Here is a 22,225-nt window from a genome sequence, read left to right on the forward strand (position 1 = left end):
TCCTGCCTAATCCGGGCAGGATATCTTCATGATCTTCTCGATGACCTGATGGAGCAAAACGCTCTGCTCCGTCTCCGCCGCTTTATAGTAGACCTCTTTCCCCTCACGGCGACTGACAATCAATCCACGGTCTTTTAACTGCCGCAGATGGTGGGACACAGCAGGGCTTGTCATCTCCACCATAGCGGAGATGTTGATGACGCACTCCTCGCAGTGACACAGCAGCCAGAAGATCCGCAGCCGGCTGGAATCATCCAAAAGCTTGAATGTCCCGGCAACGGTCTGGAATGTTTCCGGCTTTGCCAACTGCGCCTTCAAAAACTCCGTATTCTGTCCCTCGCCGTGGTGATGGGGGAGCTGCAAGTCAGACATCACATATCCCTCCTTGAAAATTGTCCGTTTTGGAAATGCTTTTTGCCGGTTTGGAAGAAAGGCAGCGTAAGGCATTGACTTCCCGCCGCGAATCCATCATACTACAATCACATCAATTAAACAAGTGCTTGATTGATAAATCCAACAATTTCGAGAGGAGCTATTCCGATGAAAAAGACCTATAAGATCGAAGTTGACTGCGCCAACTGCGCCAATCTGATGGAGGACGCCGCCAGAAAGACCCCCGGCGTCGCCGCCGCCACCGTTAACTTCATGACCCAGAAGATGATCGTGGAGTTTCAGGATGGCCAGGAGCCGAAGGAGGTCATGCAGGCAGTCCTGAAAGCCTGCAAGAAGGTGGAGCCTGACTGCGAGATTGAACTTTGACCCGCAAGCGCCCCGGACGCATCAGGCGAAAGGGGCGCGTCTTTCACAGAAAGTATTAAATGATTGAGCAATCAATAAATTAAAGGGGGTTATACCGTGACAAAAAAGCAAACGATCATGCTGGTACGCATCTTGATTGCGGCGGCAATGATGATTGCGTTGAATTTCCTGGCGCTGCCCATGGGACTCTCAACGGCGCTTTATATGGCCGCTTACCTAATTATCGGCTATGACATTTTGAGGAAGGCCGTGAAGGGCATCCTGAACGGCCAGGTGTTTGACGAAAACTTTCTGATGGCGGTGGCCACCATCGGCGCCATCGCACTGGCCATCTATGAAAAGAGCGGCGACTACAACGAGGCCATCGCCGTCATGCTGTTCTATCAGGTGGGTGAGCTGTTCCAGAGCTATGCCGTAGGAAAGAGCCGTAGAAACATTACCGCTCTCATGGACATTCGACCGGACTACGCCAATATTGAGCGGAACGGACAGCTGGAAAAGGTAGATCCGGACGAAGTGGAGATCGGCACTGTGATCGTGGTGCAGCCCGGCGAAAAAGTCCCCATTGACGGCATCATCATTGAGGGTAATTCCGCCTTGAACACCTCCGCACTGACTGGTGAAAGTCTGCCCCGTGAGGCCGCTGTGGATGACGAGGTCATCAGCGGCTGCATCAATATGACCGGTGTTCTGAAGATCCGAACCACCAAGGAGTTTGGTGAGTCTACTGTATCCAAGATTCTGGAACTGGTAGAGGAATCCAGCTCCCGGAAATCCAAGTCGGAGGACTTTATCTCCAAGTTCGCCAAGGTCTACACGCCGTTGGTCTGTATCGCCGCGTTGCTGTTGGCGGTGCTGCCCCCCATCGGAAATATGCTGATGGGCAATCCCGCTAACTGGGCTAACTGGATCTATAGCGCCCTGACCTTCCTGGTCATCAGCTGCCCCTGCGCTCTGGTGGTCAGCGTTCCCCTCAGCTTCTTCGCCGGTATTGGCGGCGCCAGCAAGGAGGGCGTTCTGATCAAGGGCTCCAACTATATGGAGACCCTGTCCCAGACCAAGGTGGTGGTGTTTGACAAGACCGGCACTCTGACTCAGGGCGTGTTTGAGGTCAACGGCATCCACCACAACACCATGGAGGAAGAAAAGCTGCTGGAATACGCGGCGTTGGCCGAGTGTTCCTCCTCCCATCCCATCAGCAAGAGCCTGCAGAGAGCCTACGGGAAAGAAATCGACCGCAGCCGTGTGACCGATATCGAGGAGATCAGCGGTCATGGACTGATCGCCAAGGTGGACGGCGTTGAGGTTGCCGCCGGCAATGCGAAGCTGATGCAGCGTCTGGCCATCCCCTATGCGGATTGCAGCTCGGTTGGCACCATCATCCATGTGGCCATCAACGGCGAATACGCCGGACACATCCTGATCTCCGACATCGAGAAGCCCAACTCCAAGGCAGCTATCTCCGCACTGAAAAAGGCCGGAGTGGAAAAGACCGTCATGCTCACCGGCGATGCCAAGCGGGTGGCGGACCGTGTGGCAGCCGATTTGGGCGTGGACGAGGTTCACAGCGAGTTGCTCCCCGGCGACAAGGTGACCCAAGTGGAGAAGCTGCTGGCCGCAAAGCCGCCGAAGGCGAAGCTGGCCTTTGTGGGCGACGGCATCAACGACGCCCCCGTGCTGGGGCGGGCGGACATCGGCATCGCCATGGGCGCTATGGGCTCTGATGCGGCTATTGAGGCGGCGGATGTGGTTCTGATGGATGATGACCCCATGAAAATCGCAAAGGGCATCAAGATCTCCCGGAAGTGCATCTCCATCGTCTATCAGAACATCACTCTGGCTCTGGTGGTCAAGTTTATCTGCCTTGCTCTGGGTGCGATAGGCCGGGCCAATATGTGGATGGCGATTTTTGCCGATGTGGGCGTCACCGTGATCGCGGTCTTGAATGCGATTAGAGCCCTGCGGGTTCATAATCTGTAAAAAGGAGAGAAAGGGCGCGGGCCACTACTTTGGCCGCGCCCTTTCCATCAACCATCAAATGAATCATCAGAAGGAACATCACTGCCCTTGCGATCCTAAGTTTGTGCCGGCGATGGCAGATTTTTTCCGTGTGTTGGGCGACCCCACCCGCATCCGACTGATTGCTATCCTCCATGAGCAGGAAACTTGCGTGACGGAGCTTGCAGAGCGGTTACGGATGACGCAATCGGCGGTTTCCCACCAGCTGAACATTTTGAAGGCCCACAAAATAGTGGCACAGCGCAGGGTTGGCAGACAGATATTCTATTCTCTGCCTGAGCAGAATATATGGCCGATCATTGAAACAGGGTTGTCCCATCTTGCGGAGAAATAGTGGATAGAATTATGGTATTAGTTCTATTGTGACGATTTCACTGTCTGTTCCGACACGGATGGGCAGTTGAAAATAACCAGTTCCGGCTGAGATAATGCCATGTGTGTTTCTCAACTGGGTATGCCCATAGAAATGCCCTGGCGGATGAAACAGCTTTGTGAGCAAGGTCACGGGGAAAAACTGGCCCCGGTGGGTGTGGCCACTCAAAACCATGCTGGCTCCACACTGAGCCGCTTCCTCAAAGCCGTCTGGACTGTGATCCATAACGACCACCGGTTTATCTCCTGTGACAGAGGCCAGCAGTTCAGCCAGCGGCAAACGCTTCCCGCCGCTCCGCAAGAGATCATCCCGCCCAACGAGACAGATCTCCGGTAATTCCACGCTGTCATCCAGAAGTAAATGGATCCCGGCGTTTTTGAAAAATGCTTGAAGCTGCTTGTCCGCTGGAGATGGATCATGATTTCCCAGAACGGCAAATACGCCCTGTGTTGTCCGGAGGTTTTGAAGACTGCCGCAGATGCTCTCCAGTTCCCAGCACTCCCCGACAGAGCCATTATTGAAAATGTCCCCGGCGATCACGACCAGCTCCGGGTGCAATCCATTGACTTCATCCACCATTTTTGCAATATGCCGGGTTCCCACAAATAGTCCGATGTGGGGAGGTCGCTCAACAGCACGATCCTGCAAGAGTTGTCTAAGCGGGCTCCACAAGGTATTGTGTAGGACACATGGCGGAACTGCCGAGCGTGGAGGCTGCCATAGAGCGTTACGCCTGCGGCAATTATAAAAGCTATGCTCCATAGGAACACATGGATGTCGATAAGGCAGGAGAGTAACGCTCCGGCAAGCAAGTTCAAAAGATCAGCGCAGAGCAGCAGGCAAACGGAATACAGCAAGAAGCAGAAATAAAGGTATCCAGCCATTGATACGGCTCTGGCAATCCGGCTTGTGTCCACTCGTTTCATCTGAGAGGCATAAAAGGCGGTAAATATAAGCTGTGCGCCAAATATGGGCCAGACGCTTCCCAGATCCCACAAGCCTTCCAAAACTCTTTCCATGCGAATACTCACATAAAATAGTGCGGCCAGATAGCCCAGAAAATAGACCGCAAAGAAACTGTCCCATGACAACAGCCGTCTAAAACACTTCATGGAAACTCCTCACATTCGTTGGATGAAACATAATTGATACGAAAACAGGCGGGCAGTGCTGCCCGCCTGTTTGTTTTCCCTTAGTGGTGGGAACCACCGTGTCTGCTGCTTCCACCGGTTTTCGTTCCGTGAGAGGAGCCATGATGCCCGGATGTCGTTCCATCTCCGCTGTGGTCATGTGTCTTGGTGCAGGTCGCATGGGTGGCGTGGTCATGGACCGCAGAGCAGCTTGCGTCCACCGCATGATCATGATTTAAGGTGCAGGCGGCGTCAACAGCGTGGTCATGCTCCAGCGTACAGATGGCATCGGCCGCATGGTCGTGATCCAAGGTACAGCTGCTGTGGATACTGTGGTCGTGATCCTGTGTGCAGTAGCCGGCAGATGCGTCTGCTGCAAAAGCACCGACAGAAAGTGCCGCCGTCATAAGCAATGCTGCGGGAACCACCACAAGCTTCCGGATGTTATGTTTCATGGAAAGGACCTCCTAATTATTCTTGAAAAGGCTAAAACCCTTTTCAGTATGATGGATTTATGGAAAGAAGTCAATCCTTCACGATGCCTTCTTTCCAAAAGGGAAAAAAGTATTTCCAAAACAGATGATGTGTAGGGATCGGTATGTCAATGTCCAGCTTACAGCATCTTCATCATTACAAAAAATCACCGCCTCTGCACTTTTTTCGACAATCGCTTTTCACAGAATGCCCACAGCCGGCAGGCCAGCGCCCCGGCCGCGATCCCGATCACCGCACCGGCAATGACATCTGTGGGAAAATGGACATAGAGGTACAGCCGGGAGAAGGCGATCAGTCCGGCCATCAGAAGCGCAGGCAGCCACCCCTTGCTTTTTTGAAACAGCAGCACAGATGCCGCAGCAAAGGAAACCGCCGTATGTCCGGAGGGGAAAGAATAGTCCTCTGGAGCGGGAATGAGCAGCTGAACAGCCGAGTTCAACATAAAGGGGCGGGGCCTTGCCACCAGAGGCTTGAGAATGATATTGCAGGCCAGCACCTCTATGATAATGGCAAGAAACATGACACCGCCCAGCTTTTTCGTTTTCGGGATCAATATCAGGATACCGCACAAAAGCACCCAGCCGATCCCCTCATCCGCAAAAGTTGTGATGATTGGGAAAAACACATCGCCAAAGCCGGAGCGCAGGGATGTCTGTATCCAGTCCAAAATGGACAGTTCAAAGGAAACCATTTTTGTTCATCTCACATTCAGAGATATCCCAGCACCATTCATTACATTCTGACCAACATCTCCTATACCGGGAACATGATCTGGCAGAAGACCTGCGCCACCGATACCTTCCCCTTCCGTCAGATCAGGAACACGGGCCAGAAGCCCCAATACTTCGTGGAGGATTCCCATCCGGCCATTGTCAGCCAGGAGGACTTTCAGCGCGTGCGGGAGCTGATGGCACGGCGCAGGGAGCAATTCCTCTCCCACGCGCAGCGCCGGCCGTCTGTATACAGCAGGCGCGTCTTCTGCGGGGTGTGCGGCTCCATGTGCCGCAGGAAGGATATCCGCGGCAAGGTCTACTGGGTATGCCACCGGCACGATCAGGAGAAAAGCCGCTGCCCCGTGCCCCAGGTGCCGGAGGCGGAGATCACATCAGCGGTACTCCGCCTGTACCACAAGCTGGCACAGGATCCCGCCAGGATATTCCGCCCCATGGCGGAGCGGCTCCGGGAGCTTCGGGAACTGGAGCTGCGCTCCAACCGGAAGATCACCGATATCGACAAAGAGATTGCGCGTTTATCAGAGCAGAATCTCGTACTGGTTCGGCTGAAGTCGAAAGGGTATGTGGATCCTGCTCTTTACTTATCCCAGCAGGATGAGATCACGCACAAGCTGAAGGAGTTGAAAAAGCTCCGCCGGCGGGCGCTGGAAGCATCCGGAGAGGACCAGCAGCTCCAGAACACAGAAGCGATCCTGGAATATCTGGAGGACAGCGGCAGACCGTTCCAGCGGGAAACGGTAGACGAGGAGCTGTTCGAGTTCCTGATCCAGCGCCTCACCGTTTACTCAGCGGAGACAGTCAAATTCCGCCTGTACAACGGGCTGGAGTTGGCGGAGACGATGGAAAGGGCGGTGCGGTAAATGGCGTGGCAGAGAAAGATCCCTTTCGGCTATATGATCCGGAACGGAAAGGCCGGTCTTCACCCGGTAGAGGCCGACGCAGTAAAGCGCATCTACCAGATGTATCTCGACGGCCTCTCCTACCAGCAGATCGCCAATGAAATGGAGCGCCAGGGCGTCAAATACCACCAGCACACGGACCGCTGGAATAAGCACATGGTCAAGCGGATGCTGGAAAATGAAACATATCTCGGCACGGGGATGTATCCCCGCCTGATCACCAGCGAGGTTTTTATGAAGGTTTGTCTCCAGCGGGCTGGTAAAGCCTCCGGTACCCCCTGTCCGGATCATATAGCTCCCATCCGCAGGAAAGCCGTATGCGCCCGCTGCGGAGCAGCGATGGCGCGAGACACCAAGTCCTACGGAGTTCCCCGTTGGCGGTGTGAAAATCCCGACTGCGCTCAAACCGTCCGTGTGGAGGATCCTGTCCTGCGGGACAGCCTGACGCAGCGGCTCCAGGCGCTGGCTGAGAAACCCTCCCTGCTGATACCGCCGGATACCAGGCGGCAGGACGGCCCGTCCATGGACGCCATCCGCATCCAGAATGAACTGAATCTGGCCTTTAACCGCGGCGCGGAAAGCGCCGAGCTGATCCGCGCGCTTATCTTTGCCGCCGCCGCGGAGAGCTACAGCGCCATCCCGGACCCCACTCCCGGCTGCAGGCTGGATTGTCTGCGTAAGCGCCTGGATGCGGGACCGGCAGATGAAGGTGTCCTTCAGGAACTGATGGATACAGCCGTCAAAGCAATCCGCCTGGGAAACGGCGGCGCGTTGGAACTGGAGCTGATCAACGGGACCATCTTCACATCTGACAGAGAGGAGAGAACGGCATGAGTACCACGCCAAAAACACCCAAGAAAATAACAGTCATCCCCGCTGACCCGCAGATGGTCAACCGGGACTTTCGGAAACAGCATCTGCGTGTGGCTCCCTATTGCCGTGTCTCCACGGACAAGGACGAGCAGCTCTCCAGCTATGAGGCGCAGATCGAATACTATACCGAGAAGATCGACAGCAACCAGGACTGGACCATGGTCCGCCTGTACGCCGATGAGGGCAAGACCGGCACCTCCACCAAGAAACGCAAGGAGTTCCTGCAAATGATTCGGGACTGTGAAAAGGGAAAGATCGATCTGGTCATTACCAAATCCGTCTCCCGGTTCGGACGCAACACGCTGGACGGCCTCAACTATGTCCGCCGTCTGAAGCGGCTGGGTGTGGGCGTCTACTTTGAAAAAGAGAATGTCAACACCCTCTACATGGACAATGAGATGATCCTGACATTCTTCTTCTCACAGGCCCAGGCGGAGAGCGAGTCTCTCAGCGGCAGCGTCAAGTGGGGCCACCGCAAGAATTTCAAGGATGGAAAGGTGTACTATCAATTTGACAGCTTCCTTGGATACCGCAAAGGTCCGGACGGCCAGCCGGAAATTGATGAGGAGCAGGCCGCTGTGGTGCGCAGGATCTTTGCCCGCTATCTGATGGGCCACAGCACCTGCCGGATCTGCAAGGATCTGATGGCGGACGGCGTCAAAACGGCACGGGGCAAAACGACCTGGCACGACAGCGTGATCCAGAGTATGCTGCGGAACGAAAAATACATTGGGGACGCCCTGCTCCAGAAGACCTACATGGCGGACCTGTTCACCCACCAGCAAAAGAAGAACATTGGAGAGCTGCCCAAATACTATGTCCACGAATGCCACCCCGCCATCATTGACCGGGAGACATTTCAAAAGGTGCAGGAGGAACTGGCGCGGCGGGCCGGCCTGAAAAAGACTTCTTCCAAGACCAGGACGGAGCTTGGCAAATACAGCGGCAGATACGCGCTGAACGAGATATTGGTCTGCGGGGAGTGCGGCAGCCCGTACCGCAGGCGGCTCTGGATGCCCAACGGCGAAAAGCGGTATGTGTGGCGGTGCCTGAACCGGCTGGAAAAGGGCAGGCGGGTCTGTAAGGACTCGCCCACGCTGGAGGAGCCTGCCCTGCACGCCGCCATCCTCTCCGCCATGAACGAGATGTTCCAGATGCGCACGGCCAAGCAGACGCTCAGAGACAGCATCCAGGCGGCTCTGGCGGGCAGCAGTGATCCATTGACGCTCCCTGCTGTGGAGAACCAGATCCGGGCCTTGCAGGAGCGCCAGCTGGAGCTGTTCCAGCTGGCGGTGGGAGCCGGAGCGGACTGTGTGGAATACGACGAGGAGATCCGGCAGATCAACATGGCCAAGACCCGTCTCATGGCAAAGAAGGCGGAACTGGAGCGCCAGGGGCAGACCGCCGCCGAATTTGACCGGCGCATGGAGCAGATCGAACACGAACTGGAGCAGACCAGCGCCGCCCTCACGGATTTCGACGAGGTCACGGTACGCCAACTCATCAGCAGCATCAAGGTGCTGGGACGGGACAAGCTGCTCATTCTGTTTAAGGATGGGACGGAGATCGAACAGCGCATAGAGAATGAGAAAGGGGCCAGGGCGTCATGATCTGTATCACGGGAGATACCCATGGAGGATTCCAGCGGTTTGGAAACAAATACTTCCCCCAGCAGCGGGAGATGAGCCGGGATGACTACATGATTATTTCAGGCGACTTCGGCGGCTTATGGGATGGCTCGGCTGAGGAGAACTACTGGCTGAACTGGCTGGAGGACAAGCCCTGGACGACCCTGTGGGTGGATGGGAACCACGAAAACTTTGATATGCTGAAGCGACTCCCCGTGGAGGAATGGAAAAATGGCCGGGTGCAGCGGATACGGCCCCATATCCTGCGGCTGCTGCGCGGGCAGGCTTATGAAATAGACGGCCTGACCTTCTTCACCATGGGCGGCGCGTCCTCCCACGACATTCAGGACGGCATCCTTGATCCCAGCGCCCCGGACTTTGAGCGGGAATACTGGTGGAAACGAAGGACCCGACAGCGGTTCCGCGTCCTGGGACATAGCTGGTGGCCGGATGAGCTGCCCTCCGATGAGGAATATCTCACCGCGCTGGCAACTCTGGAACGGATCGGCTGGCGGGCGGACTGTGTGATCACGCACTGCGCCCCGTCGAGGATCGTCAGAAGGCTGAACCCCGATTATACGACGGACCGCCTGAACGACTTCCTGGACATGGTCGACCAGCGGCTGGAGTTTCAATATTGGTTCTTCGGACACTATCATGACAACCAGGCTGTCGATGATAGGCATATCCTGCTCTGGGAACAAATCGTCCAACTGCTTTGAGTATATACCGGAGAGATTGCCAGACGATATCAAGGTTCTGACGCAGGGGAAGACACGGCAGATGCCGTGCCTTCTCTTTATAAGCAGGCGGCAGCGCCGGGAGGGAGGATCCCATGAATATCAAGAAGCCCACAGCCTATGCGGAAGCATTGATAACAGAGTCAATGGAACAGCGCCTCCTTATGGCACATTTGAGATGCCCCTCGACTATCCGGAGCCTGTATGCTATACTGAGCCTACCGAAACAATATAGGAGCGCACAAATGACGAGGATACTTTTTATCTGCCACGGCAATATCTGCCGCAGCCCAATGGCTGAATTCGTGATGAAAGATCTGGTGAAAAAGGCGGGGCTGGAAGCCTGGTTCCACATTGAGTCCGCGGCGACCAGCACCGAGGAGATCGGCAATCCGGTCTATCCCCCGGCACGGCGCAAGCTGACGGAGCATGGGATCGACTGCTCCGGCAAGACCGCCCGGCAGCTCCAGAACGATGATTACGAGGAATACGACCTCCTGATCGGCATGGATCAGGCCAATCTCCGCAATATGCATCGCATCTGTGGCGGGGACTTCGAGGACAAGATGCACCTCTTGATGGAATACACCGAGCGCCCCGGCGATGTGGCCGACCCGTGGTACACCGGCGATTTCGAGGCCACATGGCGGGATGTGCTGGAAGGGTGTCAGGGGTTGCTGCATAAATTGACGGAGGCGAAAACACAATGTTGATGAATTCCAACGAATATCTGAATATCGTCGAATCGATCAAGCAGGAGATCCGCACAGCGCAATACCGTGCGACAGTCAGCGTCAATCGGGAATTGCTGCTCCTCTACCACTCCATCGGTGAAGTCATCAACGCGCACAAGACATGGGGGAGCAAGTTCATAGAAAACCTTGCCGCCGACATCAAGATTTCTTTTCCGGATGCCACTGGCTACTCTGTGAGAAACCTAAAATATATGGCAAAGTTCGCGGCAGCTTATCCGGGTGATGGATTTGTGCAACAGCCTGTTGCACAAATCCCGTGGGGACACAATGTTGCTCTGCTGGACAAACTCTCGGATATGGAAGAACGCCTCTGGTATGCGAGAAAAATCGCAGAGAACGGGTGGTCCCGCAATGTGCTGATTCATCAAATTGAGAGCGGTCTATATCAACGGCAGGTGCTGGCAGAAAAAGTGTCTAACTTCGAAAACCGCCTTCCGTCCCCGCAGAGCGAACTCGCCACGCAAACAATGAAAGATCCGTATATCTTCGACTTCATTCCGTTCAAAGAGGATATGGTAGAGCGCGACATTGAGCGGGCACTGGTCAAGGATGTGACGAAACTACTGCTGGAGCTGGGGACCGGCTTTGCGTTCCTCGGCAATCAGTACCACCTCAATGTGGGCGGAGATGATTTCTACATTGACTTGCTGTTCTATAATCTGAATCTCCGCTGCTATGTGGTGATTGAACTGAAGACTGGTGAGTTCAAGCCGGAGTACGCTGGGCAGCTCAACTTCTATCTCTCTGCGGTAGATGGAATTCTGAAGAAAGAACAGGATAATCCCTCAATCGGCTTGCTGCTCTGCAAGAGCAAAAACGACCTTGTGGCAGAGTATTCTCTGAAGGATATGAGCAAGCCCATCGGTGTCAGCGCCTATCAGATTACCAGCAATCTGCCGGAAGAATTGGAGCACCAACTGCCGTCCGTGGAGGATATCCAGAAGCGGATCAAAGGGGCGAAAGAATGACAGCATTATAAGTCAGAATTTATCCCACGGCTCTATCATTGTACCAGCAAGTCTGACATAATATATCTATAAAAGCCCAATCTATTGTGGTACAAGGCTTTAGGAGAAAATAGTAATTCTCACGCATTGGTACAATGCGAGGCACAGGCCAAGCAGCTCATCTCGCTGGATGAGTACGATGAGACAGGCTACTACTATCTCATGGAAATCTACCGCATCAGAGGGGAATATCACAAGGCCATTGCTCTTTACGACCGGCTGAAACTGCTCTTGGCAGAAGATCTGTTCCAATTTCCCGGAGAACGCATTTCACAGCTGACGGAACTGGTCAAGCAGGAGCGCAGCCAAAAACTCATCAAGGCCTCCGCTTCAACGCAAGCTGCCTTTCCCACTCAGAATTCCGGAATGACCCATAAGACTCCCATATACGGGCGCGCCTTGGAACAAGAGCTGCTGGTCAAAAATGCCCTTCAGTTTTTCAACGGAGGAACCTGCATCAGCCAAGCAGTCATCGGGGAGGCCGGCATCGGAAAAAGTACGCTGTTAAATCATCTGTGCAGCGGTCTTCAGACCGGTGAGGAGACCTTTTTGTTTCATGCTTCCTGTTACCACGCAGAAGAAACCTTTGCCTTAAAGCCATGGCAGGCTATTTTTGAGCAGATCTTACACTTGATCAAAAAATGCCCATCGGACAAACGAAATGCCTATTTTCATACAATGACCGGGCTCTTTTTCCCTCACTTAAAAGATGGCGACGCAGAGCTTATCGATCAGGACTCCATCAGCATCCAAACATACGACGGCAATGAAAGAACCATTACCCACGCTCTGCTTCACTTTGCCAAAAACCGAAAAATCATCATCTGCATCGACGACCTGCAATGGGCTGATATTTTAACCGTATCCTTGATTCAGGACATCCTCACCACCAACCAAAATCACAACATCATGTTTCTTCTGGGGTGCCGAAGCGCGCACAACGAACATATCTCCCGCTTCCTGGAAGACATGCACCTGGCCCACTTTTTGCAGAAAATCGTTTTGGAACGTTTCAGTTTCGCCGATACCGTTGGTCTGGCGGATTCTCTGCTGCCTCGCCGGTTCGACTCAGCCGATCTCCGCAAGCAGCTTTACCACGAGACAGAGGGAAACCCGTTTTTCATCATCGAAACCGTCAATAATTTTAAGTATAACGGAGATCTGGCGGACATCACCCAAAATATGAGAGACACCATTCGCCAGAGGACCATTCACCTTCCATCCGACTGCCGTAATATTTTAGATCTCTTGTCTTTGTTTTTTGACGGCGTTTCTCTCCCTTTTCTTGCGGAGCTTTCTCAAAAACAGGAATACGAGCTAGTCGATATTCTTGAAACCTTGATCGATCAACAGCTGATTTGCGAAAAGGCCTCCGACACTGGTGTTCGTTTTCAATTTACCCACCAAAAGATTTTGGAATATGTATATAGCGAATTATCTCTGACCAAACGGCGTGTCCTGCACGAACGGATCGCCAACCTTTTGGAAGGAAAGCTGTCCGGAACGGGCAGGGATTTTCCCCTCTACCATAAATTGATGTATCATTTCGAACGGGCCAAGAATCAGAAAAAGTATCTGAAATATTACATCAAATACATTTATGTCCAGCTAAACCGCGCCCATGAATACTACCCCGTAATCAGTGACGGCCAATGGTCCGTCACCTCCAAAGACCTAGAGAGCAAAACATATGACGACAACGGCATCATCCGCAGTCTCCAGCGCATTGGAGATTTGATAAAAGCCAACGAGGGCACCTTTGAAGTGTCCGATCAGCAGGACTATCTGTCCGATTACTGCCACATGATGGGGCGGTATTATATCCGCAGTGCAGACTATACACAAGGACTATCTTACATTCAAAGATTAGTCGAGCTAAACGAACCAATCAACTCCGATCAAGCTCTGAAAAACATCATCAAAGCAAATCGTCAAAAGGTCTGCGTCTATATGAACCGCTATGAACCCGAGCCCATGCGCACACTTGTGGAGGAATCCATCACACTTTTAGCCGGACATAGCAAGCCAGAGGAGCAGGCCATCTGGATGCGCCTGTCCGGAATGAGTGACATCATGTCCGGCGACCTCTCCTCCGCCCAAGTACAGTTCAGCCGAGCCATTGAGCTATTTGAGAAATCGCTGGAAAAGGAACAGTACCGTTATAACTTAGCCGCCTCCTACGCCGGTCTCGGCGAGGCAAAACGGTTGTCGCTGGATTATCCTGGGGCCTTTGTCTGCTATGAGCAGGCCATCACTGTTTGCAAAGATTATTACCTGGGCGGCGGTGCAGCTTCCTTCTACACCTACGCCGGGCAGGCAGCTCTCGACAGTCAAGACCTGGACCGGGCCGAGGAATATTTGACTCAGGCCGTGGAATGTTTCAGCAAAATTGAGCTTTTGTGGGAGCGCAGTATTGCATTTGCCTATTATGGCCTGCTATGTTTTCTCCGAAAGCGGTACGCTGATGCGGTCAAAAATCTGGAAATTGCCGAAACCTGTTCCCAGCGGTTGGGCAGCCGCTATGAGCAGGGCGTCCTCAATCGAATATACGCCTGGATCGCGATACAGCTTCAGAAAGACCGGGATGTTCCATCCCTTCTTTCAGCGGTTATCACCCAAGCACCACAGGTATATATTCAGCGTGCAAGAGCTTTGTTGGACTGTGTATACTCTCCCATTGATGAAATCTATTTAAATCAAATGGAAAAGGTCCTTTCCGAATAACAGGTCAAACTGCCTTGCCGTGCATCCATTTTCCATTTCTAAAAAAGCTTGCATCGAATTGTCTGATCCACAATTCGATGCAAGCTTTTTTTATCCATACACCAGGAGATCCAGCACAAATTATCTTAGGGGAAAATGCAACAGAAGAAGCATTGGCGAACCTGCGGGAAGAAATGGGGCTTAATGACAGCTTTTTCGTCCAGTATTCTCGCTTTATCATTAACGCGGTCCAGGGTGACTTCGGACGCTCCTATCAAAGCAACCGGGTGGTATTTGACGAGATTTTCTCACGCTTCCCCGCCACCCTTCAGTTAGCGGGAATCGGTGTTCTTTTGTCTGTGCTAATCGGTATTCCCGTTGGTGTTATTTCTGCTACCAAACAATATTCTTTTTTTGACAATACCAGCATGGTTTTTGCTCTCATCGGTGTATCTATGCCTAACTTTTGGCAGGGCCTGATGCTCATCATGCTGTTTTCCGTTTGGCTGGGAATCTTACCGTCCGGCGGATATGGTGATTGGACCTATTTTATTTTGCCCGCTATCACATTAGGAACCAGCTCGGCTGGATCTATTGCCCGTATGACCAGATCGTCTATGCTGGAAGTCATCCGGCAAGATTACATCCGGACGGCCCGTGCAAAAGGCGTTCTTGAGAAAAACGTGGTATATAAGCACGCCTTAAAAAATGCACTGATTCCAATTATTACCGTCGTGGGCCTGCAGTTTGGATATCTTTTGGGCGGAGCTGTGCTGACAGAAACTGTTTTCTCCTGGCCGGGAATCGGAAGACTGCTGGTGGACTCCATCAAGCAGAAAGATACTCCCATGGTGCAGGGATTGGTGGTATTTATTGCTGTTACGTTCAGCATCGTCAATTTGTGCATTGATATTCTATACTCATACGTAGATCCCAGAATCAAATCACAATACAAGTGACCGTCGAGGTGAGAAAAATGCAAGGTATTACATCTGAATTACATACCGGCAGAGCCAAAAAAAGAAGTCTTTGGCTGGATATCGGCATCAGAGTGATTAAAAACAAGGCTGCAATGGTCGGTTTTGTAATTTTGGCAGTTTTGATTCTGCTGGCCCTGTTTGCGGATGTTATTGCCGATTATGATACTGTGGTCATTCAGCAGGACCTGGCCAATATGAATCAGGGGCCCAGCCTGGAGCACATCTTAGGTACCGATGAATTCGGGCGGGATATCTTTGCGAGAATCATTCACGGAGGCAGAATCTCTCTGGCTGTCGGCTTGGTTTCCGTGTGTTTTTCGCTGGTTGTAGGCGGCATCCTAGGTGCCCTTGCAGGATATTACGGCGGTAGGTTTGATAATATTATCATGCGGTGTATGGATATCTTTCTGGCCATCCCCAGTATTCTATTGGCCATGGCCATCGTAACCGCACTGGGCTCTTCGCTGCTCAATCTTATGATCGCCGTAGGAATATCGAACATTCCGTCTTATGCCCGTATTGTCCGCGCCTCTGTATTGACCATAAAGGATCAGGAGTTTATCGAAGCAGCACGCGCAATCGGGGGCAACGATTTCCGAATCATTATGCGGCACATTCTTCCCAACACATTGGCCCCTGTCATTGTACAGGCGACCTTGGGTGTGGCGGGTGCCATACTCTCCACCGCCTCCTTGAGCTTTATCGGTCTGGGCATTCAGCCTCCCGCTCCGGAATGGGGTGCAATGCTCTCAAACGGGAGAACATACCTCAGAAGCGCCTGGCATGTTGCCACCTTCCCCGGAATCTTCATCATGGTTACCATACTTTCCCTTAACTTGTTGGGCGATGGCTTAAGAGACGCTTTGGATCCGAAATTAAAACAATAATGGAAAAGAGGAGCTTTCGGCAACCATGGAATGTAAACATGATAATCTTTTGCAAATTGAAGATCTCAGCATTCAATATAAAACCGGCGAGGGTATTGTTCGTGCGGTAAACGGTGTCTCCTTTTCTCTTTGTAAGGGCCAGACCATGGGTCTGGTAGGCGAAACCGGCGCGGGAAAAACGACCACCGCTCTTGGTATCCTACGCCTTATCCCCGATCCGCCGGGAAAAATTGTGGGCGGTAAGATCTATTTTAACGGAGAAAATCTACTGCAAAAGCCAGACGGTATGATGCGGCTGATCCGCGGCAGCCAAATTTCCATGATCTTTCAGGATCCCATGACATCCTTGAACCCGGTTATGACCGTAGGGGAACAGATTGCCGAGGTCATTGAAATTCACGAAGCCCTGGGCAAAAAAGAATCTCTGGAAAAAGCAAAAAAAATGCTGGAGATGGTGGGAATTCCAGGAAGCCGTCACAGCGATTATCCCCACCAGTTCTCAGGAGGAATGAAGCAGCGGGTCGTAATTGCTATGGCTCTGGCCTGTGATCCTCAGCTGCTGATCGCAGACGAACCCACCACCGCGCTGGATGTGACCATTCAGGCTCAAGTGCTGGATATGATGAACCAGCTGAAAAAAGAACTCAACACATCTATGATCCTGATCACTCACGATCTGGGCGTCGTTGCGGAAGTCTGCGATACCGTCGCGATTATGTACGCCGGTGAAATTGTGGAATATGGTTCGATCCAAGAAATCTTTGAAAATCCCAAACACCCATATACCATTGGTTTGTTCCAGTCGCTTCCAAGCCTGGATGTGGATACCGACCGCTTAAAGCCTATCAGCGGCATGATGCCAGATCCCACCAATCTTCCCACAGGATGTGCGTTTCATCCCAGGTGCAGCCAGCGGTGTGAAAAATGCACATCCATGGCCCCCCCGATGGTGAACCTGTCGGAAGATCACCAAGTCCGATGCTTTCTGTGTGAAGACGTAAGCGAGCAGTAGAGGTGTAAGTATGTCCGAAAAATTGTTGGAAGTAAATGGCTTAAAGAAATATTTTAAAGTGAAAAATGGCCTGCTCCACGCAGTGGATGACGTGAGCTTTTCTATTAAGGCCGGGGAAACCCTGGGCGTGGTGGGCGAATCCGGCTGCGGCAAATCCACCACCGGCCGACTGGTCTTGCGGCTTCTGGAGCCGACCAGCGGAAAAATTTACTTTGATGGGCAGGATATCAGCGTATTCAGCAAAGCGCAGATGCAGGACATGAGACGGCAGATGCAAATCATTTTCCAGGATCCCTATGCCTCTATCAATCCCAGAATGACCGTAAGCGAAATCATTGCCGAACCGCTCAGGATACACAAGCTTACCAAAAGCAAGGAAGAACTGGACCAGCGGGTCTCGCAGTTAATGGATACCGTGGGACTGGCTGAGCGGCTCTATAATGCATATCCCCACGAGTTAGACGGAGGACGGCGGCAAAGAATCGGCATTGCCCGAGCTCTTTCGGTAAATCCCAAATTTATTGTCTGTGACGAGCCGGTATCTGCACTGGACGTGTCTATTCAGGCGCAAATTTTGAACCTTATGCAAGACTTGCAGGAAGAATTGGGTCTGACGTACATGTTTATTACCCATGACCTATCTGTGGTAAAGCACATATCTGACAACATCGCCGTCATGTATCTGGGGCAGATGGTGGAATTGGCTCCTTCCAAAGAACTGTTCGCAAACCCCATTCACCCCTATACACAAGCCCTTCTTTCCGCTATACCAATTCCCAGTTTAAAAAAGCGCAGAGAGCGCCTCCTGTTAAGCGGAGAAATTACTTCGCCGGTCAATCCAAAGCCGGGCTGCCGGTTCGCCAACCGCTGTCCCTATGCCCAAGAGTCTTGTCATTGCCAGGACAATACTTTGACCGAGGTCTCACCCGGTCATTTCGTGGCGTGTAAACTTAAGGCCCCCGAATTTCAATAATTTTTGTGACAGGGGAATCGGTTAAACATGGAGCAGATATTACAGAATTACGCAACGCTGATCGTTCGCCGCGGAGCTACTGTCAGGCCAGGGAAACCAGTGGTGATTCAGGTAGATACCTCTGAATCAGCATTTGCTTGCATGCTGGCTGCCGAAGCTTATCGCGCTGGAGCCAGTCATGTTGAAATCCTGTGGAGCGACGAGCAGTTAGAATATCTCCAGTATTCCTATGAAACGCTGGACCAGCTGACGTCGATTCCAGCGTGCAAGGTGGAACATTTACTGCACTATTTGCGGCAGGACGCCTCTTACATCCGACTGGTATCTCAAAACCCATTTAATCTGGAAAAAGTTGAGGCAGACAAACGCAGCGCCGGGCTTCAGGCCTCCCAGCAGGCCTTTCAGGAAAAGCAAGACCTGGTTATGAACCATACGATCCCTTGGTGTATTGCGGCAGTTCCCGGAGCAGCCTGGGCCAAATTAGTTTATCCCGAGGAGGCCCAGCCGGTCGAAGCACTGTGGCGCTGCATTGCCGCCTGCTGCTACTGTGACCAAGCTCCGTTATTACGCTGGGACAAACATATTCGGCGCATGAAACACAGGCTGGAAAAGTTAAATAGCATGGACCTGGATCGTCTGTGGTTTGTATCCGAAAACGGGACCAACCTTACGATCGGACTTTGCGAACATCATCAGTGGAACGGCGGAGATTCCGTCACTCCAAATGGCGTTCGCTTCTCCCCCAACCTGCCTACAGAGGAATTATATACGGTTCCCCACAAAGACAGGACCAATGGAATCGTTGTATCCACCAGGCCGTTGTCCGTTTCCGGCACTGTGCTAAAAGCAGGGTTCCAGTTAATCTATCGAAACGGGTGCGTCACCGAAGTCCTTGCCAAAGATCAGCACGATCAGGCCATTTTGGAGGATATTTTTCAAAACGACCCAGGTGCCCGCCGTCTGGGAGAAGTGGCTTTGGTGGACTACGACAACCCAATCGGCAAATCGAAGCGAATGTTCTATTCGACTCTGTTTGACGAAAATGCTGCGTGCCACTTAGCCATGGGCAATGGGATCCGCGCTGCACTGAAAACCTCTCCTGACGAGGATACACAGACTTGTGGACTTAACCAGGCCAAAATCCATTTGGACTTTATGATCGGTACAAGAGATATGAAATGTATCGGAATATCCAAATCACATAAGAACTATTTGCTCATGGAACATGGAAATATTTTAATATAAGATTATAAGAGAAGCAGACCGTTTGATTGCGATCTGCTTCTCTCTTTTCCATCTCTGCCTTTAAAAATCATTGACAAGAATATGCACGGCCCTTTTCTTTCACAATCGGTGAAAATCATGGTTTGGTTGTATGTCCCCTTAATTTCCATCCTGGTTTCTCCGCAATATTATATTTCTACGGGATAAAGAGATTTCTCATCAATCCCGCCAGAAGTACCGGACAATAGACCGCCGCGCAATAGCGGGACTGGTTCTCCGTGCAGCAAAAATATACAATAGACAAAAATCCCCCCGCTAAGGGTACTTTTTTATGCCGTCTGCATAATTCAGGCCAGCTCCTTTGACGATTGATTCGTTTGCCCTCAGCGGCGAATTTCATCCAATAATGCGGCAGAGCAAATAAAACCTAAAAAAGCAAAATTTTTTAAAAAAATCTTCCAGATTCTTGCATACTGGCTTAATTTTTGATTGGATCCTGTCGAAATATGAATGCATGTAGTCCATACACAAAATTTGCATATTTTACCATTTTTTTACAATGTAATTTGTATTTTGTCTCTGGTGGGTAAACGTATAATAAGTTAGTGCCCGTTTTTAATATATTAAACTACTATTTCAATGATTGAAGACAACGGCCACACATACTATAATGCTGCGGTGTCCGGAGAAACAAATTACATATACATCTAACAAAGAAGGTATTTTGGGTGGATGAGCAAAAGATCCAATCAAATTTGAACAAGCTTCTCATCGTGTTTCTTGCAATCTGTTTGCTGATCGGAGGTGTCGCTCAATATTTATTTCGCTCTGTCTCAGATCTGTACATAGAATCTGTGCAGGGGCGGCTGGAAGAACGGGCCCATCAGTATAAGAATTCTTTTTTATTTAAAACGAACTCCGACCTGCAGACCCTGCGCGCTATGGCCTGCATGCTGGAGGATACCATTGCGGAAAGTGCCTCTGCGAAGGCGGCAGGCGAGCGGCTGGCATACCTGTGGGATGCCAGCCGGACCGCTGGCTTTGTCCGCCTGTGTTACTTTAACCTCTCTGGGAAAGGGATGCAGCTGTCCTCTCAGGGCGAGGTAATCGAACTGCAAACCGAAGACGAGGCTACTGAAATGCAGTCCATTATTGAACAGGCACTACAAGGGGAGTCTCTAACTTCCCAGGCTTTTTACGACTCAAATCTGGGATACAATACCATTAGCTATGCCACCCCGGTTTACACCGACAAACAAATCAGCGGCGCTTTGGTCTGCTCTGTGAGCACAGAATCCTATGCAGACATCCTTTCCTCCATTAGCTTCGTCAGCGATGTTGGAGCGGTCGCCGTACTGAGCAGCAGCGGAGATATACTGGCCTCCACAAGGACACACCAGGATCAGGGCTTCTACCAACTGGACGAGTCTGACTATCTGGACGAGGAATTGTCTCATAAATTTATGCAGGCCTTGTCTGCGGATGAGACCCAGTTTTTTGAATTTGATTTTAACGGGATACCTGCCTATGCCTGCATTATGCCCTTGGATATATGTTCGGACAAAATCGTGATCGTAGACACGGATAAGGGCGTCAGTGATGCGGTGTCGGGTGTTGTAAGCTATGCACATCTGACTGGGATCCTGTTTGCTGTCACAGCAATCTTGTTTGTGCTGGCAGTACTTTACATTAACCGCCGTCATAACTTGCAGCTGCGCCAGGTGGCATACCATGACCGGTTGACCGGAGCCTATAACCGCTATAAATTTTTCCAACTTCTGGACCAAAGGCGCAAAAAATCCACAGAATATGCTGTGGCGGTCATCAATATACGGAAATTTAAATATATCAATGAACTGTTTGGCTCCGACCGCTCAAATCAGCTGCTCAAAGACACTTGTGCGGTTCTGAAGCAGTATATGGAGCAGGGGGAGTTCTTTTGCCGGGATACGGCGGATACCTTTGCCCTGTGCCTGAACACCTCAGATCGAGACACGATACGAAAGCGGCTGGAGGTCATCTTCACAGCCCTGAAAGCCTGCGGAAAAAGCGTCCATCACGCATACCCAGTCTCCTACTATGGGGGCTGTGCCACGACAGAAGATTGTGCTGACAAAAACAATAACGAGGAACTGATGAGCCATGTAATGTTGGCTCTTAATTATGCAAAGCAATCCCAGCAATCCACCATCTCTTTTTATGATACAAAGATACACGAAAAAGAGATGCTGCAGAACTACATTGAAAACCGTATGGAGTGGGCGCTTGAACATGGTGAATTTCAGATGTTCCTCCAGCCCCAAATGGACCTGCGCCAAAAGCGCCTCAGCGGAGCGGAGGCACTGGTACGGTGGATTACGGATGGGAAACAAATGATTTTCCCCGACCAGTTCATCCCCATCTTTGAACAAAATGGCTTCTGCATCCAGCTGGATTACTACATGGTAGAACAAGCCTGCAAACAGATCCGGGCCTGGATGGACGCCGGCCTCTCCCCGGTTCCCATCTCGGTCAACCAGACCAAGCTGCTGCTCTATGAAGAGGACTATGTGGAGCGGATCTGCGCCATTACCCAGCGCTATAAAGTGCCCAGCCGGTATATCACGCTGGAAATTCTGGAAAGCCTGGCGCTGGAAAATCCTGAGCGGGTATCTGCCCGCATTGACCAGCTGCACAGCTATGGCTTCCGCATTTCTATGGATGATTTCGGAAGTGGGTATTCTTCCCTGACTGCGCTCAGCCAGCTTCCCATTGACGAGCTCAAACTGGATCGCTCTTTTCTCATTCAGGCCGACCAGAGCACGGAGCATAACCGCCGCAAGATCCTGGAGATTGTCATTGAAGTGGCGCAGCGCCTGCATATTTCCACCGTGGCCGAGGGGATCGAAACAGAAGATCACGCACATCTGATGTGGGAATTGCACTGTGATTATGGTCAGGGATATTATTACAGCCGGCCGATCCCGGCCGCGGAATTTACAGATACGTTTCTGCAGAACAATGGGGCTTGCTGAAGGCAAGCAGCGGCTATAAT

Annotated in this window: 21 protein-coding genes; 16 read left to right on the top strand and 5 right to left on the bottom strand. The window is 51.8% G+C overall.

All coding sequences use genetic code 11. From position 1 onward, the window contains the following. Window positions 1-6 precede the first annotated feature (6 nt). Window positions 7-372: an ArsR/SmtB family transcription factor gene (locus ACTQ3R_RS04500; RefSeq protein ID WP_209345259.1), complete on the bottom strand. Its 366-nt coding sequence runs from the start codon at window positions 370-372 to the stop codon at window positions 7-9. A gap of 168 nt (window positions 373-540) precedes the next feature. On the opposite strand from ACTQ3R_RS04500, the gene ACTQ3R_RS04505 reads away from it, so the two are divergent. The 3 genes from ACTQ3R_RS04505 to ACTQ3R_RS04515 all read left to right on the top strand — a co-directional run bounded on the left by ACTQ3R_RS04505 (window position 541) and on the right by ACTQ3R_RS04515 (window position 3,112). Beyond that, on the top strand, window positions 541-759 hold the full coding sequence (locus ACTQ3R_RS04505; RefSeq protein ID WP_209345257.1) for a cation transporter: 219 nt from the start codon (window positions 541-543) through the stop codon (window positions 757-759). A gap of 96 nt (window positions 760-855) precedes the next feature. After that, window positions 856-2,739, top strand: coding sequence for a heavy metal translocating P-type ATPase (locus ACTQ3R_RS04510; RefSeq protein ID WP_209345255.1), 1,884 nt, complete (start codon window positions 856-858; stop codon window positions 2,737-2,739). Window positions 2,740-2,851: 112 nt separating this feature from the next. Then, entirely contained in the window at window positions 2,852-3,112 is a 261-nt protein-coding gene (locus ACTQ3R_RS04515) for an ArsR/SmtB family transcription factor (RefSeq protein WP_368076372.1), read from the top strand. Window positions 3,113-3,121: 9 nt separating this feature from the next. On the opposite strand, the gene ACTQ3R_RS04520 is transcribed toward ACTQ3R_RS04515, so the two are convergent. The 4 genes from ACTQ3R_RS04520 to ACTQ3R_RS04535 all read right to left on the bottom strand — a co-directional run bounded on the left by ACTQ3R_RS04520 (window position 3,122) and on the right by ACTQ3R_RS04535 (window position 5,467). Continuing rightward, window positions 3,122-3,730 carry a metallophosphoesterase gene (locus ACTQ3R_RS04520; protein WP_441146690.1) on the bottom strand — a complete coding sequence of 203 codons (609 nt, stop codon included), beginning with the start codon at window positions 3,728-3,730 and terminating at the stop codon, window positions 3,122-3,124. Next, on the bottom strand, window positions 3,688-4,263 hold the full coding sequence (locus tag ACTQ3R_RS04525) for a hypothetical protein (RefSeq protein ID WP_441146688.1): 576 nt from the start codon (window positions 4,261-4,263) through the stop codon (window positions 3,688-3,690). The genes ACTQ3R_RS04520 and ACTQ3R_RS04525 overlap by 43 nt, the downstream gene beginning before the upstream one ends. 80 nt (window positions 4,264-4,343) lie before the next feature. Next, complete coding sequence (locus tag ACTQ3R_RS04530) at window positions 4,344-4,736, bottom strand: hypothetical protein (protein ID WP_209345249.1); 393 nt, start codon at window positions 4,734-4,736, stop codon at window positions 4,344-4,346. Window positions 4,737-4,921: 185 nt separating this feature from the next. Continuing rightward, on the bottom strand, window positions 4,922-5,467 hold the full coding sequence (locus tag ACTQ3R_RS04535) for a phosphatase PAP2 family protein (protein ID WP_209345247.1): 546 nt from the start codon (window positions 5,465-5,467) through the stop codon (window positions 4,922-4,924). A 36-nt stretch (window positions 5,468-5,503) separates the two neighbouring features. Here ACTQ3R_RS04535 and ACTQ3R_RS04540 point away from each other — a divergent pair, with 36 nt between their 5' ends. The 13 genes from ACTQ3R_RS04540 to ACTQ3R_RS04600 all read left to right on the top strand — a co-directional run bounded on the left by ACTQ3R_RS04540 (window position 5,504) and on the right by ACTQ3R_RS04600 (window position 22,205). Continuing rightward, window positions 5,504-6,370 carry a recombinase zinc beta ribbon domain-containing protein gene (locus ACTQ3R_RS04540; protein WP_441778216.1) on the top strand — a complete coding sequence of 289 codons (867 nt, stop codon included), beginning with the start codon at window positions 5,504-5,506 and terminating at the stop codon, window positions 6,368-6,370. Next, entirely contained in the window at window positions 6,371-7,243 is an 873-nt protein-coding gene (locus tag ACTQ3R_RS04545) for a recombinase family protein (protein WP_209345218.1), read from the top strand. It begins immediately after the preceding gene. Next, window positions 7,240-8,892 carry a recombinase family protein gene (locus ACTQ3R_RS04550; protein WP_209345216.1) on the top strand — a complete coding sequence of 551 codons (1,653 nt, stop codon included), beginning with the start codon at window positions 7,240-7,242 and terminating at the stop codon, window positions 8,890-8,892. Before ACTQ3R_RS04545 ends, ACTQ3R_RS04550 begins: the two co-directional genes overlap by 4 nt. Next, on the top strand, window positions 8,889-9,632 hold the full coding sequence (locus ACTQ3R_RS04555) for a metallophosphoesterase family protein (RefSeq protein WP_209345214.1): 744 nt from the start codon (window positions 8,889-8,891) through the stop codon (window positions 9,630-9,632). The genes ACTQ3R_RS04550 and ACTQ3R_RS04555 overlap by 4 nt, the downstream gene beginning before the upstream one ends. A gap of 263 nt (window positions 9,633-9,895) precedes the next feature. After that, window positions 9,896-10,363 carry a low molecular weight protein-tyrosine-phosphatase gene (locus tag ACTQ3R_RS04560; RefSeq protein WP_209345212.1) on the top strand — a complete coding sequence of 156 codons (468 nt, stop codon included), beginning with the start codon at window positions 9,896-9,898 and terminating at the stop codon, window positions 10,361-10,363. Beyond that, a complete protein-coding gene (locus ACTQ3R_RS04565; protein ID WP_340039124.1) occupies window positions 10,357-11,373 on the top strand; it encodes a PDDEXK nuclease domain-containing protein in 1,017 nt (338 codons plus the stop codon). The genes ACTQ3R_RS04560 and ACTQ3R_RS04565 overlap by 7 nt, the downstream gene beginning before the upstream one ends. A 126-nt stretch (window positions 11,374-11,499) precedes the next feature. Further along, window positions 11,500-14,136, top strand: a complete 2,637-nt coding sequence (locus ACTQ3R_RS04570; RefSeq protein ID WP_441778162.1) for an AAA family ATPase — start codon at window positions 11,500-11,502, stop codon at window positions 14,134-14,136. A 14-nt stretch (window positions 14,137-14,150) separates the two neighbouring features. Further along, complete coding sequence (nikB, locus tag ACTQ3R_RS04575) at window positions 14,151-15,074, top strand: nickel ABC transporter permease (RefSeq protein ID WP_441778163.1); 924 nt, start codon at window positions 14,151-14,153, stop codon at window positions 15,072-15,074. A gap of 17 nt (window positions 15,075-15,091) precedes the next feature. Next, complete coding sequence (locus ACTQ3R_RS04580; RefSeq protein ID WP_441778164.1) at window positions 15,092-15,982, top strand: ABC transporter permease; 891 nt, start codon at window positions 15,092-15,094, stop codon at window positions 15,980-15,982. A 25-nt stretch (window positions 15,983-16,007) separates the two neighbouring features. Continuing rightward, window positions 16,008-16,994 (top strand): ABC transporter ATP-binding protein, encoded by a 987-nt coding sequence (locus ACTQ3R_RS04585; protein ID WP_441778165.1) that lies wholly within the window; start codon window positions 16,008-16,010, stop codon window positions 16,992-16,994. A gap of 10 nt (window positions 16,995-17,004) precedes the next feature. Next, window positions 17,005-17,967, top strand: a complete 963-nt coding sequence (locus tag ACTQ3R_RS04590; protein WP_441778166.1) for an ABC transporter ATP-binding protein — start codon at window positions 17,005-17,007, stop codon at window positions 17,965-17,967. Between the two features lie 27 nt (window positions 17,968-17,994). Next, on the top strand, window positions 17,995-19,212 hold the full coding sequence (locus ACTQ3R_RS04595; protein WP_441778167.1) for an aminopeptidase: 1,218 nt from the start codon (window positions 17,995-17,997) through the stop codon (window positions 19,210-19,212). Window positions 19,213-19,919: 707 nt separating this feature from the next. Beyond that, a complete protein-coding gene (locus ACTQ3R_RS04600) occupies window positions 19,920-22,205 on the top strand; it encodes a bifunctional diguanylate cyclase/phosphodiesterase (RefSeq protein ID WP_441778168.1) in 2,286 nt (761 codons plus the stop codon). Window positions 22,206-22,225 lie beyond the last annotated feature (20 nt).

Origin of the sequence: Lawsonibacter sp. LCP25S3_E2 (assembly GCF_052117285.1) — a bacterium.
GTDB lineage: Bacteria > Bacillota > Clostridia > Oscillospirales > Oscillospiraceae > Lawsonibacter.